At 74.7% G+C, this 15,695-nt stretch carries 11 protein-coding genes and 1 pseudogene; 10 read left to right on the top strand and 2 right to left on the bottom strand.

Features of this window, described 5'->3' with window-relative positions:
- The first annotated feature begins 14 nt into the window (after nt 1-14).
- Nucleotides 15-1,217 carry a sensor histidine kinase gene (locus tag PATMI_RS0112725; RefSeq protein WP_245604320.1) on the top strand — a complete coding sequence of 401 codons (1,203 nt, stop codon included), beginning with the start codon at nt 15-17 and terminating at the stop codon, nt 1,215-1,217.
- 28 nt (nt 1,218-1,245) lie between these two features.
- On the opposite strand, the gene PATMI_RS0112720 is transcribed toward PATMI_RS0112725, so the two are convergent.
- Together PATMI_RS0112720 and PATMI_RS0112715 are read right to left on the bottom strand one after the other, a co-directional pair.
- Nucleotides 1,246-3,345 (bottom strand): O-antigen ligase family protein, encoded by a 2,100-nt coding sequence (locus PATMI_RS0112720; RefSeq protein WP_026911167.1) that lies wholly within the window; start codon nt 3,343-3,345, stop codon nt 1,246-1,248.
- 6 nt (nt 3,346-3,351) lie between these two features.
- Entirely contained in the window at nt 3,352-4,851 is a 1,500-nt protein-coding gene (locus PATMI_RS0112715; RefSeq protein ID WP_169738364.1) for a polysaccharide biosynthesis tyrosine autokinase, read from the bottom strand.
- 348 nt (nt 4,852-5,199) lie between these two features.
- Between PATMI_RS0112715 and PATMI_RS34530 the strand changes: the two genes are divergently transcribed.
- The 9 genes and pseudogenes from PATMI_RS34530 (at nt 5,200) to PATMI_RS0112665 (ending at nt 15,695) form a co-directional block, all read left to right on the top strand.
- Nucleotides 5,200-6,693 (top strand): sugar transferase, encoded by a 1,494-nt coding sequence (locus tag PATMI_RS34530; protein ID WP_051471521.1) that lies wholly within the window; start codon nt 5,200-5,202, stop codon nt 6,691-6,693.
- A gap of 458 nt (nt 6,694-7,151) precedes the next feature.
- Complete coding sequence (locus PATMI_RS0112700) at nt 7,152-8,240, top strand: glycosyltransferase (protein ID WP_169738363.1); 1,089 nt, start codon at nt 7,152-7,154, stop codon at nt 8,238-8,240.
- A complete protein-coding gene (locus tag PATMI_RS0112695; RefSeq protein ID WP_026911164.1) occupies nt 8,237-9,400 on the top strand; it encodes a glycosyltransferase in 1,164 nt (387 codons plus the stop codon). Before PATMI_RS0112700 ends, PATMI_RS0112695 begins: the two co-directional genes overlap by 4 nt.
- A complete protein-coding gene (locus tag PATMI_RS0112690) occupies nt 9,397-10,866 on the top strand; it encodes an O-antigen ligase family protein (RefSeq protein ID WP_026911163.1) in 1,470 nt (489 codons plus the stop codon). The genes PATMI_RS0112695 and PATMI_RS0112690 overlap by 4 nt, the downstream gene beginning before the upstream one ends.
- A complete protein-coding gene (locus PATMI_RS0112685) occupies nt 10,859-12,634 on the top strand; it encodes a lipopolysaccharide biosynthesis protein (protein WP_157260740.1) in 1,776 nt (591 codons plus the stop codon). The genes PATMI_RS0112690 and PATMI_RS0112685 overlap by 8 nt, the downstream gene beginning before the upstream one ends.
- A complete protein-coding gene (locus tag PATMI_RS34525; protein WP_051471519.1) occupies nt 12,631-13,797 on the top strand; it encodes a glycosyltransferase family 4 protein in 1,167 nt (388 codons plus the stop codon). Before PATMI_RS0112685 ends, PATMI_RS34525 begins: the two co-directional genes overlap by 4 nt.
- A gap of 21 nt (nt 13,798-13,818) precedes the next feature.
- Nucleotides 13,819-14,115, top strand: a pseudogene (locus PATMI_RS38700) (4'-phosphopantetheinyl transferase superfamily protein); the annotation flags it as partial.
- A gap of 141 nt (nt 14,116-14,256) precedes the next feature.
- Nucleotides 14,257-14,508, top strand: a complete 252-nt coding sequence (locus PATMI_RS38695) for an acyl carrier protein (RefSeq protein ID WP_026913044.1) — start codon at nt 14,257-14,259, stop codon at nt 14,506-14,508.
- The gene (locus tag PATMI_RS0112665) at nt 14,508-15,695 is read left to right on the top strand and encodes an acyl-CoA dehydrogenase family protein (RefSeq protein WP_026911161.1); all 1,188 of its coding nucleotides are present in this window, start codon (nt 14,508-14,510) and stop codon (nt 15,693-15,695) included. The genes PATMI_RS38695 and PATMI_RS0112665 overlap by 1 nt, the downstream gene beginning before the upstream one ends.

The raw sequence follows: 15,695 nt of genomic DNA, 5'->3' as shown, positions 1-15,695 counted from the left end.
AGGATCCGTTGGTGATGAAGATGCCCGCCGCGACCGCCGGAGAGGTCGTGACGGCCGCCCCCGTGGCCGCGCCCCGGCGCCGCAGCCGGGGCCCGAGCCCGATCGGCACCACGCTCGCGCGCACGTCGGGTGCGGGGATGGCCGCGGTGCTGGTCGCGGTCGACCGCGTGGAGGGCGACTGGGTGCTCCCGATCCTCGCCGTCGCGTTCGCGTGGGGGGTGCTGACCGCCGCGTGGGTGCTGCGGCGGGGCTGGACCGCGCCCCAGGCGCGGTCCGTCGCGGCCGTCGACTGGGCCCTCGTCGTGGCCCTGATCGCGGCGACGGGGGCCGAGGACTCCAACGCGCTGCGCGTCCTCTGGATCATGCCGCTCGCCTGGGCCGTCGTCGCCGACGCGTTCTCGACGAAGCTGTTGCTGGCGCTCGGCGGGCTCGCGTTCCTCGCGTTCTGGATCCCGGCCGCCGGGGACGAGAGCACCGAGAGCGCCGTGAAGACCCTCGGGACGTTCGGCAGCAGCTACCTCGCCGCCGTCGCGATCGCGTTCGTCGCCCTGCGCGTGCGGAGCGAGGCCGAGGAGCAGCGCCGGCAGCTCGTGCACGCGCGGCTCGCGCTGACCCGCGAGCTGGGGCAGGTCGAGCGCGACGAGCGGGAGCGCCTCGCGATCCAGGTCCACGACGGGCCGCTGCAGTCGATCATCAGCGCGCGCCAGGACCTCGTCGACCACCTGGAGGGCGACGAGGACGCCCTCGACATCGGGATCGCCACGCTCGACGAGAGCATCGCCGCGCTGCGCGGGATCGCCACCGACCTCTACCCCGACCAGGACGGGGGCGCCACCGTCCAGGACCAGCTCCGCTCGATCGCGGCTGCGTGGGAGGCCCGCGGGGGCTTCGAGGTCCGGATGTCCGTCGAGCCGGGCGTCGGCTCGGGGTCCGACGCCATGCTCGTCGGGATGGTCGCCGAGCTCGTCGGCAACGCCGCGAAGCACGCCTCCCCCACCCTCGTCTCGGTCCGCCTGAAGGAGGACCTCGGGCAGATCGTCCTCGACGTCACCGACGACGGGGCCGGGATGACCCACGACGACCGGCTCGACGCCGAGAACTCGGGGCACATCGGCCTGCGGTCGCTCGACCGGCGGATCCGGGCGATCGGCGGGCACTGGGAGATCCGCAGCGCCCCGGGCCGCGGCACCGTGGTCCACATCCGCCTGCCGCGCTGAGAGGCCCGGGCGGCACGCGGGCCAGGGGCTACTGGGTCGGCGCGAGCCGCGCCTTCAGGCCGTTGGCCATCGTGACCTCGATCTCCGTCGGGTTCACCGTCCGGCCCCGGCGGACCAGGGTCACGACGTCGCCGATCAGCTCCTGCTCGGGGTTCAGCCGGGCAGCGAGGCGCAGGGCGGCCAGGGCCTCCGTCCGCCTGCCGGCGCGCGCGTCGGCCATCCCGAGCTCGAACTGGGCGAACCAGTCCTTCGGCGACCGGTCGAGCGCCTGCTCGAGGTTGCGCCGCCACCCGTCCTCGTCGCCCGTGCGCCGGACGACGATCGCGCGGCTGAGCAGCGCGTCGGAGTCCAGGCGGTTGAAGCGCGAGGCCCGCTCGAGGTCCCTGGCGGCCGCCACGGGGTCGGTCCGCGCGGCCGCGGAGCCGCGCTTGAGGAGGTACGCCGCGTAGCCGACGGAGCCGAGCGCCACGGTCAGGGCGAGCGCGGCCGCGAGCGCCCCCGCGGCGATCCCGCGACCGGCGTTCGACCGCGGCAGCAGCGGCGCCAGCGGCGACACCCCGGGCACCGCGACCCCGTGGGCGCGGGCGCGCTCCCGGATCGCCCGGAGCTGCGCGGTCGGCGCGGTCCCCTCCAACTCGGTCGCCCGGGCCGCCGCGGCGAGCAGCAGGAACGCCAGGATGGTCAGGGCCGGGAACTCCCACGTCCAGTCCCAGCTGGAGCCCGCCAGCCACGCGGTGAAGCCCGCCAGCGCCGCGGCGATCCCCGCCCGGGTCGGCGTCTCCACCCGTCGCAGGCGGCGCAGCGCGGAGACGACCGGCGCGCCGTAGGCGACCAGCGCCAGGAGCGCACCCACGATCCCGAGGCCCGAGAGGATCCCGAGCTCGAGCGAGTGGGCGTAGCGCGGCGCCTCGTCGGAATCGCGGAACTCCAGGTAGAACGGCTGGAAGTCCTCGGCCCCGACGCCGGTCAGCGGCTTGGACCGGAACGCCTTCATCGCCACGCGGTACATGTCTCCGCGGTTGGACCCCAGCGACGAGGTCAGGCGGTCGCCCGTCGTCGGCACCCCGGCGTAGCCCCCGTAGAGCGCCTCGTGGACGCGGTCCTTCCCCCACGAGACCGGGTTGCCGACCTTCGCGGTCCCGCCGATGACGACGACCGCCACCAGCGCGAGCGCCACGCCGTTGCCGATCAGCGGCCACGAGAGGGTCTCCCGCGCGTGCCCCGGGAGCAGTCGCAGGACGAGCTGGAACAGCGCCCCCAGGGCGGCCAGCGCCAGCACCGCGACGGCGATCCGCCCGACCGCCGTGTCGAGGCGATCGGCGAGCACCGCGACCGACGGGGCGCCGCGGACGTTCGTGAGCGCCGAGGCGACCGGCGCCGTCGCCGCGCCGAGGGCCCCGAAGGTCAGGAGCACCGCGCCGCGGTTCGGCGTCAGCACGACGAGCACGACGGCGGCGACGCCCATCGCGAGGATCGCGCCGCGGCTCTGCGAGAGCAGCGACGTCTGCAGGACGATCCCCGCACCGGCCAGGGCCGCGACCCGCAGCGCCGGGTGCCGGGCCCCGCCGGCGGCCAGGTGGACGAGCGGGAACAGCGCGATCGCCCAGAGGCCGGCGGTCGCGTTGACGTAGCCGGTCGGCGCGACGAGGCGCCCGTCGATGAAGAAGCGCGAGGGCGCGTCGGCGGCGTCGATCCGGAGCAGCGTGAGGATCGCGACGAGCGTGACCGCCGCCCCCACGAGGCCCAGCAGCCGGCGGAGCGCCGTCCGCGGCCACCGCGGCAGCAGGCCGATCGCGAGGACGAGGCCGTAGAGCGCGGTCCGTCCCGCGCCCTCCAGTGCCCGGCCCGGGGTGTCCGCCCAGAGGACCGACGCGAGCGTCCACGCGCAGAGCAGCGCGTAGGCGCCGAGCGCGACGAGCACGAGGCGGTCCAAGGGCGCCGTCCGCGACTTCCAGCCGCAGAGGACCGCCGCCCACAGGACGACGATCGCCGTGACCGTCCACCGCGGCGTGTCGAAGCCGCCGTCCAGCCAGGCGAGGAGCGCCGCCCCGAGGACGAGCAGCCCCCCGACCCGCCGGACCCCGTCCTCGGCGTCCGCCGGAGCGATCGCGGCCGGGACGGGAGGCACCGCGGCTCAGCGCCCGGCTGGCGTGGAGCCGCGCGAGAACAGCCCGCGGATGCCGCCGGGGCCGGAGCCGTCGACGTAGTTCGACGACGTGGTCTCGGCGCCGGTGATGATCCAGCCCGTCGGCGTGACGTTCGCCCGCTCGAACAGCCCGGACATCGCGTCGAGCGCGCGCTGGTCCGTCGAGCCGGGACGGCCGACGACGAGGACGTCGTCGACGAAGTCGATGAGCGGCAGCGCGTCGCTGATCTCGCCGATCGGCGTCGTGTCGATGAGGACGTAGTCGGCGAGGTCCGACGCCTCGGCCAGCACGTCCTGCATGCGCTGGGTGAGGATCGGCAGCATCGCGACGTCGCCGGGACCGGCGGACACCTGCACGACGCGCAGCGGCGGGAGCCGGGGCGCCGGGCGCATGATCGCCGTCAGCGGCTCGCCCGTGGCCAGCGTCGTGACGAGGCTCGTGGGGTCCGTGACGTCGAGCTGGCGGCCCACGTCGGGCTTGCGGAGGTCGAAGTCGATGACGATCACGCGGTGCCCGGCGCTGACGAGCGCGAAGGCGAGGTTCAGGACCGTCGTGGTCTTGCCGTCGCCGGAGCTGCCGCTCGTGACGAGGATCTTCCGGCAGCCGTCGTGCTCGCGCAGGTCGAGCTGGATCTGCAGCGTGCGGAACGCCTCGCGGACCCCGGCCGGCATGTCGATGCCCGACCGGCCGCGCGGGGACGGCGGCACGCCGACGAGCACCGGGACGGGGACCGCGGTGACGAACCCGGCGCGGTCGCGGACCCGCCGGTCGCCGCGGTCGAGGAGGACCGCGCCGCCGACGCCGAGCACGAAGCCGGCCACGAGGGCGGCGAGGATCACGGCCGCGTCGGACGGTCCGGTCGTCCCGTCCGGGACCTCGGCGGTCTGCGTGACCTTGACGGTCGGGTCGCCCTGGTTGCGCAGGTTGCGCAGCTGCGAGCGGACGGGGATGAGCTCCGCGGTCCGGACGTTCGCGATCGCGTCGAGCTGCGCACGGGCCTGGTCGGAGACCTCCTTGTTGCGCTGCGCGACCGCGACCGTGGCGTACGAGTTCGCTACTTGCGCCGCGAGCTTCGGGTCGGTGAAGGTCGCCTTGACGAGCACGATGTTGCTGCCGCCCTGCGGCTCCAGACGCACGGCACCGTCCACCTGGGACTGCGAGACGACCCCGCGCAGCGCGCTGGAGACCGTCTGCGAGTTCTGCGGGGACGTCAGGAGCTGGGTGGCCGTCTGGAGGTCCCGCGCGCCGTCGTTGGACTGGCGCACCATCCGGATCGTCGCGAGCTGCGGGTCGTTCTGCGTGTAGGGCGTGACCAGGATCTGGGCCGCGGCCTCGTACTTCGCCGTGCGGGCGGCCGTCGCGACCGCGGCGACGACGACCGCCACGACGACGACGAGCACGACCACCCACCAACGGCGTCGCACTGAGGCGACGACGTTCCAGGAAGGAGCGTCGCCGGTGTCGGATCGGGTCTTCGCGTGCGTCATGGTGAGTGCCGCCGGGCGGACGACACCGGGTCCTCGGCGGCCGAGGGGGCGTCTCCCGCGGGACGGGAGGGCGAGCATACGAAACCGGTGTGGGGCCTCCGGCCGGTGAAACATGGCGTGCACCCCGTCCGGGGGTCGCCCGCGCCGCGCGGACGAGGCCGCCCCGCCGGCGATTCCGGCCGGGGCGCGGGGAGCGCATCGTCGGCCGCGTGGCCGACCCGCGTGATCGGACCTTCGTCCACCGTTCGGTGGATGAGGCGGTCCACCCCCGGTGACGGCCGGGAGGGGACCGCGATTCGTCCTGCGGATCACCGTCTGGACCGATGGTGGAGACCGACCGTCCGGCCCATGATCGTCGTGATGCTGCGCACCGATGCTCGAGGTGGGTCCACGACCCCGGAGTCACTCCCGGCCGGTCGCCCCGCCACCACCACGTCGACCGCGCCACGCGGCGCCCGCCGGCCACCGGTCGGCGCGCTCCGCACGGCCGTCCCGGTCCTCGCCGCGCTGCCGGTCCTGCTCGTCGGGGGGCTCCACGCCGGGATCCTCGCGGCCGTCGCGTTCCTCGCCGCCGCCGTCCTCGACGCCCGCCGCCCGACCGCGATCTCGACGATGCCCCTGGCGCGCCACGCGATCACGGCGTTCCTCGTCGTGGCGTGCACGGCGGGCGGCGGGCTCGCCGCCCTCGCCGTCTGGGGGACCCTCCCCGCCCCCGGCTCGGTGCTGCTCGGAGCCGTCGGCGCGATCGCCGGGCTGGTCCTCGCCGAGGAGCTCGCCGGTCGTCGCGGCGCCACGCGGATCGTCGTGCTCGGCACCGAGGACGAGACGATCGAGCTGGGCCGGACGATCGAGGCCGTCGGCGCCCGCCGCTTCCGCGTCGTCGCCGGCACGGACTCGCTCGTCGGCCTCGACGACCTGATGGCGCAGCACGGCGCCGACCTGCTGGTCCACACCGACCACGTGTCGCGCCCCGCGGTGCTCGGGCACGTCGCCGCCGCCATGCGCCGCGGCCCGATCAGCGCGACGCACCTCGACACCTTCTGCGAGCACGCGCTCGGCGTCGTGCCGCTGGCGTCGGTCGACGCCGCGTGGCTCGCCGACCTCGCGGACCCCTGGGGCCACGCGAAGGGCTCCCGCGGCAGCCGCGTCGTCGACGTCCTGGTCAGCCTCGTCCTCCTGATCCCCGCGGCGCCGTTGATCGCCGTCCTGCTGCCGCTGATCGCCCTGGACCGCGAGGGCAGCCCGTTCTTCCGCCAGGAGCGCGTCGGGCGCTTCGGGCGGCCGTTCAGCATCCTCAAGCTGCGCACGATGCGCGGCACCGGCTCCGACTGGTCCTCCCCCGGCGACGCCCGCATCACCCGCCTGGGCGCCGTGCTGCGCAAGACGCACCTCGACGAGGTCCCCCAGCTGTTCAACGTGCTGCGCGGCGACATGGCGATCGTCGGCCCGCGTCCCGAGCAGGTCGGGATCTCCGCCGAGCTCGAGCACGACCTGCCGCTGTTCCCCTACCGCCACGGCGTGCGTCCCGGGATCACCGGCTGGGCCCGCGTCCGCAGCGGGTACGCGCGGACGACGGAGGAGAGCGCGATCAAGCTCGGGAACGACCTCTTCCACATGAAGCACCGGTCGGTCCTCCTGCACGTCGCGATCCTCGTCGAGACGATCCGCGTCAGCCTCTTCGAGGACCAGTTCGAGGTCCGCCCGCCCGCCGCCGCGTACGTGCTCGGCAGCTTCCCCCGGATCGAGGAGGACGACCTCCTCGCCGTCGCCGCCGCGACCGCGACGACCTCCGGCGACGTGTACCCCCGCGAGGCCCCGCTGCCGACGCCCGTCGCCGCCTGAGGGTCGGCCGGGAGGCCGGGACGGGGCCGGGCCGGAAGGCTGGGACCGAAGGTCGGGCCGACCGACCGACGCGGTCATCAATGGTCGCTATCCGACCAGATGTGGCCGCGGCCCCAGGACGGCGGGCCGCCACGGTCACTCATGTCCGGTATCCGACCAGAGGTGACCTCGACCCCGGGACCGCGGCCCGCCACGGTCGTTCGAGTCCGACGTCCGACCGCAGGTGCCCCTCGCGCCGACCCCGGCCGTCCTCGCCGGGCCCCGCACGAAGCCGTCCTCGGGCGCCCGCACGGAGGCGCCCGGCGGCGCGCGATCGACCGGGTAAGGTCCGCCGCGTGAGGCCCGACGACGCACGTCCCGTGGACGGGAGCCCCCTCGCGGGTGCGGATCCCGAGGTCGATGGGGGCCCCCGCGCGGCCGGCGCGGGCGCGGATCCCGAGGTCGATGGGGGCCCCCGCGTGGCCGGCGCGGGCGCGGATCCCGAGGTCGAAGGGAGCCCGCTCGCCGGTGCGGATCCCGAGGTCGACGTCAGCGTCCTGATCCCGGTGCTGAACGAGGCCGCGCACCTCGAGCGCACCGTCGAGGCGATGCGGACGCAGGACCACGAGGGCACGCTCGAGCTGCTGTTCGTCGACGGTGGATCGACCGACGACAGCGTCGGGATCCTCGAGCGGATGGCGGAGTCCGACCCCCGCATCCGGGTCCTCCACAACCCCGAGCGCATCGTCCCGACCGCCCTGAACATCGGCCTGCGCGCCGCCCGGGGCCGCTACGTGGCGCGGATGGACGCCCACACCGACTACGCGCCCGACTACCTGCGCCTCGGCATCGAGCGCCTGGCACGGGGCGACGTCCACTGGGTCTCCGGCCCCCCGGTCCCCGTGGGTCGCGACCGCTGGTCCGGGCTCGTCGCCGTTGCCCTGGGCGGCAGCCTCGGCCGCGGGGCGTCGGACAAGTGGCGCGGCGAGGACGAGGCGTCCGACGTCGACGAGTGGGAGCTCACCACGAGCGTCTTCGTCGGCGTCTGGCGGCGGGAGACGCTCGACGCGCTCGGCGGCTGGGACCCGCGCTGGATCGTCAACGAGGACTCCGAGATGGCGTCCCGCGCGCTCGAGCGCGGCTGGCGGCTCGTCTGCCGCAGCGACATGGCGGCGCGCTACGTGCCCCGGAACTCGCTGAAGGGCCTCGGCACGCAGTACCGGCGCTACGGCGAGTACCGCGCGTGGACGTTCACGCGCCACCCCGGCAGCTGCGGGCCGATCCGCCTGACGGCGTCGCTCCTGCCCGTCGTCCTCGCGTCGTCGCTCCTCCCGGGACGGGTCGGTCGCGTCGGGCGCGTCCTGACCGCCGTGTACGGCGCGGCCGTCGCCGCCCAGGTCGCCCGGCTGCGCCCGGCACCGCGCGACGCGGGCCCGCTCGCCGCGATCCTCGTGACCATGCACACGACCTGGGGCCTCGGGTTCCTCACGACCGCCGTGAAGCTCCTGCCCCGTCGGGCGGAGCTCCGCGAGAGCGCCCCGCGCCCGCTGCGGAGGCCGGCGTCGTGAGCGCCGACCGCCTGCGCATCGTCCAGGTCATCGACCGCGTCAGCGGCGGCGGGGCCGAGAAGGCCGTCGTCGAGCTCGCCGCCCGACAGGCGCTCGAGCACGACGTCACGGTCGTCGGCTCGCGCGAGACCGAGGACAGCCCGGCCGTCGCCGCCCTGCGCGAGCGCGGGGTCCGCGTGCTGCCGCTGGACCGCGGACCGATGCGCAACGCCTGGGAGTGGACCCCGGCGGTCCGCGAGATCCGCCGCCGGCGCACGGACGTCGTCCACACCCACCTCTACGGCTCCAACGCGTGGGGCCCGCTCCTGAAGGGGCTCGGCGGAGCGCGCATCCTCGTCGCGCACGAGCACACGCCGGTCCTGCGCTCGGGCGGGATACGCGAGGGCGGCTTCGAGGCCGCGGTCAACCCGTACATCGTCGCGCCGTTCGCCGACCGCGTGATCTGCCCGTCGTCGTGGTCGCGGGACGCCCTGGTCGCGCACGAGCGCGTGCCCGCCGACAAGATCCGCGTGATCGCCAACGGCGCGCCCACGATGCCGCGCCCGACCGACGCCGAGCGGACGGCGACCCGTGCGTCCCTCGGCCTGGCCCCCGACGACCACGCGATCGTCATCAGCGCGATGCTCCGCCCCGAGAAGGGCCACGACACCGCGCTGCGCGCCCTGCAGCTGCTGCTCCGGGACCACCCGAGGGCCCGCCTGGTCGTCGTCGGCGCCGGCCCCGACGGCGACGCGCGCACCGGCACCCGGTCCGAGCTCGACCGGCTCGCCGACGAGCTCGGCGTCACGGACGCCGTCCTCTGGCTCGGCCGCCGCGAGGACGTCCCGGCCGTCCTCTGCGCCTGCGACGTCGCGCTCCTGGCGTCGGACCTCGAGAACTTCCCCGTCGCGCTCCTCGAGTACATGGCGTCGGGCGTGCCGATCGTCGCGACCGCCGTCGGCGGGGTGCCGGACGCGATCCCGGAGGGCACCGCGCTCCAGGTCCCGCCGCGCGATCCGGCGCTGATGGCCGCCGCGCTGGGCGCCGTCCTGGCCGATCCGGACGCTGCACGAGATCGCGCAGCGCGTGCGACGGCGCGTCACGCCGAGTATTACACCTGGGAGGCGGTGACCCGCACGGTGGAGCACGTCTACCGCGAGACCCTGCCTCCTCGCCGATGAGCACCGTCCAGACCTTCGACCGCCTCTCGCGGCTCCCCCCGCCCCTGATCCTCCTGGGGCTCCTCGGCGGTGCCGCGATCGCCGGTGTCGCAGCGGCGATCGAGCCCCGCCTCGGCGTCGCCTCGATCGGCGGCCTCGTCTTCGTGGCGTTCATCCTGCTCGACCTGCCGGTCGCGGTCGGGATCTGGATCGTCGCGCTGTTCCTGGCCGGCGCGCCGGGGACGCACGGCGCCGTCACCGGGACGTCGGTGGTCCTGCTCGCCGGGTGGGCCGGGACCCTCGTCGACCGTCTGCCGCACATCCGCACCGCGCTGTGGCGGACCAGATGGGTGCTGCTGGCGTCGGCGCTGATGATCGTCTGGAGCACCCTCTCCTACCTCTGGTCGACCGACACCGCCGCGACCGTCGAGTCGCTGAAGGCGTGGTATGTGTCCGCCGGCGTCCTGCCGGTGCTCGTGATGGCGGTGACGCGCCCGCGCGACATGGTCGTCGTGCTCGCCTGGTTCGTCACCGGGGCGACCCTGGCGGTGCTGATCGCGTTCGCGACCGGCAGCACGGCGAACGTCTCCGAGGTCGCGTCGCTGGACCCCGGCGAGGGCCGGCTGGCGATCGGCATCACGGACCCCAACTACCTGGCGGCGGACATCGTCGGGGCGCTGGCGATCATCACCGGGCTCCTGGCCCTGCGCATGCACTGGCTCTGGCGCGTCGCCCTGCTCGGGGCCGTGCCGATCCTCCTCTACGGCCTCGTGGCCACGCAGTCGCGCGGCGGCATCATCGCGGCGGTCGTGATGATCCTCGCCGCGCTCGTCGTGCTCCGCGGCTACCGGGCCCGGATCCTCGCGGCGCTGCTCGTCGCCCTGGTCCTCTTCGGTGGGTTCCTCGCGCTCCAGCCCCGCGCGATGGACCGCCTGACGAAGGACGACACCACCGGCACCGGCCGCACCGACATCTGGCGCGTCGCGGTCGAGGTCGCCAAGCGCAACCCGATCGTCGGGGTCGGCACCGGCAACTTCGTCGTCGTCGAGCACGAGTACGCCCAGGACGCCGACGACCTGCAGTCCGCGTCCCTGATCATCGACCAGGCCCTCGTGACCCACGACATCTGGTTGCAGGCGCTGACCGAGAACGGGGTGATCGGCCTCGCGCTCCTGATCGCGTCGTTCGGCTCCTGCATCGGCAGCAGCCTGGTCGCCGCCAGACGATGGCGACGACGAGGGCGGCACGATCTCGCCCACATGGCCTCGGCGGTGTTCGTCGGCCAGCTCGGGGCGCTCGCCGGGTCCACGTTCGTCGCCAACGGCAGCGACCGCGTGTGGTGGGTGCTGATCGCCCTCGGGCCCGGCATGCTCGCCGTCGCCGCCGCGAAGGCGCGGTCGTGCGACGCCGAGGACGACGGCTCCCCCGCCGTCCGTCGGGTCCCGTGGCCCGCCCGCGCCCCGGGAGGAGCCGGCCTCCGTGGGTAGCGCCATGCGCCGCGGCGTGCTGTGGTCCGTCGCGTCGCTCGCGATGAGCAAGGTGCTCGGCCTCGTCGCCGTGCTCGTGCTCGCGCGCCTGCTCGCGCCGGGCGAGTTCGGCACCCTCGGGGCGGTCGTCGCGTTCCTCGCGTTCCTGCAGCTCGGCAGCGACCTCGGCATGCAGGCCGCGGTCGTCTACGAGCAGGAGGAGGGCGTCTCCCGCCGCGTCCACGTCGCCTTCACCGTCAACGCGGGCCTGGCGCTCGTGCTGACCCTGATCGGCGTCGCGCTCGCCGGGCCGATCGCCTCGTTCTTCGGCGCGCCCGACGCCGCGTGGCTGTTCCGGCTCGGCGTCCTGAACCTGTTGATCGCCGCCCTGGCGAACGTCCACGACGGCCTGCTGCTGCGCGACATGGCGTTCAACCGGCGGATCGTCCCGCAGGTCGGGCAGGCCGTCGCGCAGGCCGCGGTCTCGATCACGCTGGCGGCCACCGGGGCCGGGGCGGAGTCGCTCGTCATCGGCCTCCTCGCCGGCACCGCCACCTGGGTCGCGCTGCTGTGGGCCATGACGGGCTTCCGCCCCCGGCTCGTCTTCGACAAGGCGATCGCCCGGACGATGATCGGCTACGGCGGCGCCGCGGCCGCGCTCGAGGTCGTCGCGCTGCTGTCCGCCCGCGCGGACACGATCGTCGTCGGACACGTGCTCGGCGCGATCGCGCTCGGCGTCTACACGATCGCGTACCGGCTGCCCGAGCTCCTGATCTCGAACATCACGTGGATGGTCGCGGGCGTCGCGTTCCCGGCGCTCTCCAGGCGCCGCGGGAACGGGATGAACGAGGCGACGCTGAAGCTGATCACCGTCCTCTCCCTCTACACGGTGCCCGTCGGAACGCTGATGCTCGTCCTCGCCGACCCGATGATCCACGTGCTGCTCGGCGACACGTGGCGGCAGGCCGCCCCCGTGCTGCGGGCGGTCGCGGTCACCGCGTTCGTCCACACCCTGATCTTCCCGCTCGGGGACGCCGGCAAGGCCCAGGGCAAGCAGTGGGGCATGGTCGGGCTGCACCTGATCCACGTCCCGATCCTCTACGTGGGCATGTCGATCGCCTCCGACAGCGGGCTGTCCGCCGTGGCGTGGGTCGGGACCGGCGCGGCGGTGGTCTACGCGGCGTCCTTCGTGGTCTGGGCGCGGATGTCGCTCGGGATCCGGTCGTCCGGGATCCTCTTCTCGCTGCTCCCCTCGATCGTCGCCGGGATCGGGGCGGCGGCCGGGGCGGCGCTGGGCAGCGTCGTCCTGTGGAACGCGCCGCCGGTCCTCGAGCTCCTGCTCGGCCTCGTGCTGGGTCTCGTCGGCACCGTCCTGGCGCTGCGGCTCGTGACGCCCGGAATGCTGACCCGGACCGCGACGGACCTCGGGCTGGACCCCGTCGTCGACCGCGTGCTCAAGCGGCAGCGCGCCACGCCCGCACTCCGGACCGCCCCGGCTGTCACGCTCTCCCCTGCGATCGTCCCGGCGACCCAGCAGCACCTGGCCCAGCCGGAGGGGTCGTTCTCCCCCGCGCCGCTCGCGCCCGCGGTCCAGGAGACCGTCGCAGCACCCGCTGGTCCCGCAGCGGCCGCAGGACCCGCAGCACCCGCGCCGGCAGTCGCCGGGGTGACCGCGACGCCCGACACGGCGGACGTCGAGGACACCCGCAGCGCGGCCGACATCGCCCTCGACCTCGCAGCCCAGCACTTCGCCATGAACCGCGCCTACCGGGACCGCCTCCGCCGATGACCTCCACGATCCGCCGGGGCTCCGACCGCCCCCTGCACGTGCACGTGCTCGCCGGCAACCTCGCGTCGGGTGGCGCGGAGGCCGTCGTCGCCGAGTTCGCCGTCGCCGCCCACGAGGCCGGCATCCGCTGCACCGTCGGCCACATCGGCCGGTCCGCGACCGGCCAGGCCGGGTTCCGGGCGATGGAGGCCGGGGTGCCCGTCACCCACGTGCCGACGACGTCCCTGGTGGGTCGCGACGACGTGCGCGCCGTGCACCGGCACCTCCGCGAGGTCTCGCCCGACCTGCTGCACACGCACCTCGAGTACGCCGACGTGATCGGCGGGATCGCGGCGATGCGCCAGAACATCCCGATGGTCTCGACGATGCACCGCGCCGAGGTCATGCCCGGCTTCTACAACCACAAGGTCGCGGCGGTCACGAACGCCATCCGGCGCCTGGCGGCGGACCGCATCATCGCGATCAGCGAGGCCGACCGGACCCGCTTCCTCCGCTCGCCGTTCGAGCGCGCGGGGCGGGTCGTCGCGATCCGCAACGCGATCGGGCGGATCGCCCGGCCCGGCGCCGGCAGGGCGATCCGCGAGGAGCGCGGGATCTCCCCCGACGCGCCCGTGATCGCCATGCTCTCCGTCCTGCGGCCCGAGAAGGGCCACGACGTCGCGATCGAGGCGTTCGCCGCCGTCCGCGAGGCCGTCCCCGACGCCGTGATGATGATCGCCGGGGACGGCGGGGAGCGCCCGCGCCTCGAGGAGGCCGAGCGGCGCTTCGGCCCCGACGCGTTCCATATCCTCGGCGAGCGCTCCGACGTGATGGAGGTCCTGGACGCCGCCGACGTCTTCATCCAGCCGTCGCGGGCCGAGGGCCTGCCGATGGCGCTGATCGAGGCCGCGGCCGCCGGACTGCCGCTGATCGCGACCGCCGTCGGCGGGATGCCCGAGCTCGTCGACGCCGAGGTCGGCCTGCTCCTCGGGACGACCCCGGAGCCGGCGCCCCTGGCCGCCGCGATCGTCGAGCTGCTCGGCGACGACGCCCGCCGTCGTGCCCTCGGGCTCGCCGCCCGCGCGCGGTACGAGGCCGACTTCACGGCCTCCGCGTGGGTCCACCGCTATCGGGCGGTGTACGACGAGGTCCTCGACAGCCGCGGCGTCCAGCCGCACGGCTGAGACGCCCCGGGCGCGGCCGGCATGGCGGGCCTGCGCACCGGGGTCGACCTCGCGTCGGTCGGGGACGTGCGGGACGCCGTCGCGGCACGCGGCCCGCGGTACCTGGACCGGGTCTTCACCCGGGCCGAGCAGGCCGCCGCCGCCCGCGCCGACGGGTCGCCCGATCCGCGGAGGCTCGCCGGGTGCTTCGCTGCGAAGGAGGCGGCGTTCAAGGTCCTCCGTCCCGGCGACGTCGGGGTGCCGTGGACGGCGATCGAGGTCGTCCCGCGGTCGGGTCGCACCGTGGCGCTGCGGTGGCGCGGACCCGCCGCGGACGTCGCGGCCCGGCAGGGTCTCGGCCCCGTCGCGGTGAGCGTCACGACGACACGCGACACGGCGTCCGCGGTCGCCGTCGCCCGCACCGCAGGACCGCACCCGGAGGTTGCTCCGCCCCCAGGGACGGCGGTTACACTCGCCGCCATGAGTTCGGCGTCCGACGACACCATCCGCCAGATCCTCGCCGACCACGCGCGGCTGAGCGGTGATCCAGCGTCGCTCGGTCGCGACGACGACCTCTACGCCGCCGGGATGACCTCGCACGCCAGCGTCAACGTGATGCTGGCGCTCGAGGAGGGCTTCGACGTGGAGTTCCCCGACGAGATGCTCAAGCGCTCGGTGTTCCAGTCGATCGACAGCATCGCCACCGCGGTGGACAGCCTGAAGGAGTCCTGATGAGCACGATCGCGCAGGTCGACGAGGCCGTCGACCAGGAGTACGTCGCCACGGTCGGCCGGATCGCGAAGGAGGCCGCCGCCCCCAACGCCGTCGAGGTCGACCGCGAGGGCCGCTTCCCGGTCGAGACGTTCGACGCCCTGAAGGAGGCCGGCGCGCTCAGCGCCCTCGTCCCGACGGACCTCGGCGGCGCCGGCGTCTCGCTCCGCGCGGTCTCCCAGGCGTGCCTGCTGCTCGGCCGCGCCTGCGGCTCCAGCGGCCTGATCTTCGCGATGCACCACATCCAGGTCGCCACCCTCGTGCGGCACCGCGAGCCCGGCTCGTGGTTCGACGGGCACCTGCGGAGCGTCGTGTCCGAGCAGCGCCTGATCGCGTCGGTCACCTCCGAGGTCGGCACCGGCGGCAACATGGGGATGTCGATCGCCGCCGCCGAGTACCAGGGCGACGGCACCGTCACCTTCGAGAAGCAGGCGCCGACCGTCAGCTACGGCGAGCACGCCGACGACCTCCTGATCACCCTGCGCCGCGGCGCCGACGCGGACGGCAGCGACCAGGTGCTCGTGCTCGCCGACCGCGAGCAGCGCCGGATGGAGCTCACCGGCACGTGGGACCCGCTCGGCATGCGCGGCACCTGCTCGCCGGGCTTCGTCGTCCGCGGCACCGTACCGGAGGAGCAGGTCCTGACCACCGCGTTCGCGATCGTCTCGAGCGCGTCGATGGTCCCGATCTCCCACGTCCTCTGGTCGCACGTCTGGCTCGGCATCGCCACCGAGGCGTTCGAGCGCGCCCGCGCCTTCGTCCGCGCGTCGGCCCGCCGCAAGCCGGGCGAGGCCCTGCCGATCGCCAACGAGCTGTCGAAGGTCCTCGGCGAGCTGAACCTGCTGCGCGCCGAGGTCAGGAGCGCGCTGACGGAGTTCCTCGAGATCGCCGACGAGCCCGACTACGAGCAGCTCGGCCGCCTCGGCGTCCAGCTGCGCTTCAACACCCTGAAGACGGCCACGTCGACGCAGGCCCCCCGGGTCTGCCAGGACGCGATGGCCGTGTGTGGCATCGTCGGCTTCAAGAACGACACGCCGTTCTCGATCGGCCGCCAGCTCCGCGACGCGATGTCCGGCTGCCTGATGGTCGCCAACGACCGCATCCACGAGACGAACGCCAGCCTGCTGCTGATCGCCAAGGAGGTCTGA

The sequence above is a fragment of the Patulibacter minatonensis DSM 18081 genome, from assembly GCF_000519325.1.
In the GTDB taxonomy this organism is placed as follows: Bacteria; Actinomycetota; Thermoleophilia; order Solirubrobacterales; family Solirubrobacteraceae; genus Patulibacter; species Patulibacter minatonensis.
This window is presented reverse-complemented; position numbering and strand designations above follow the sequence as displayed.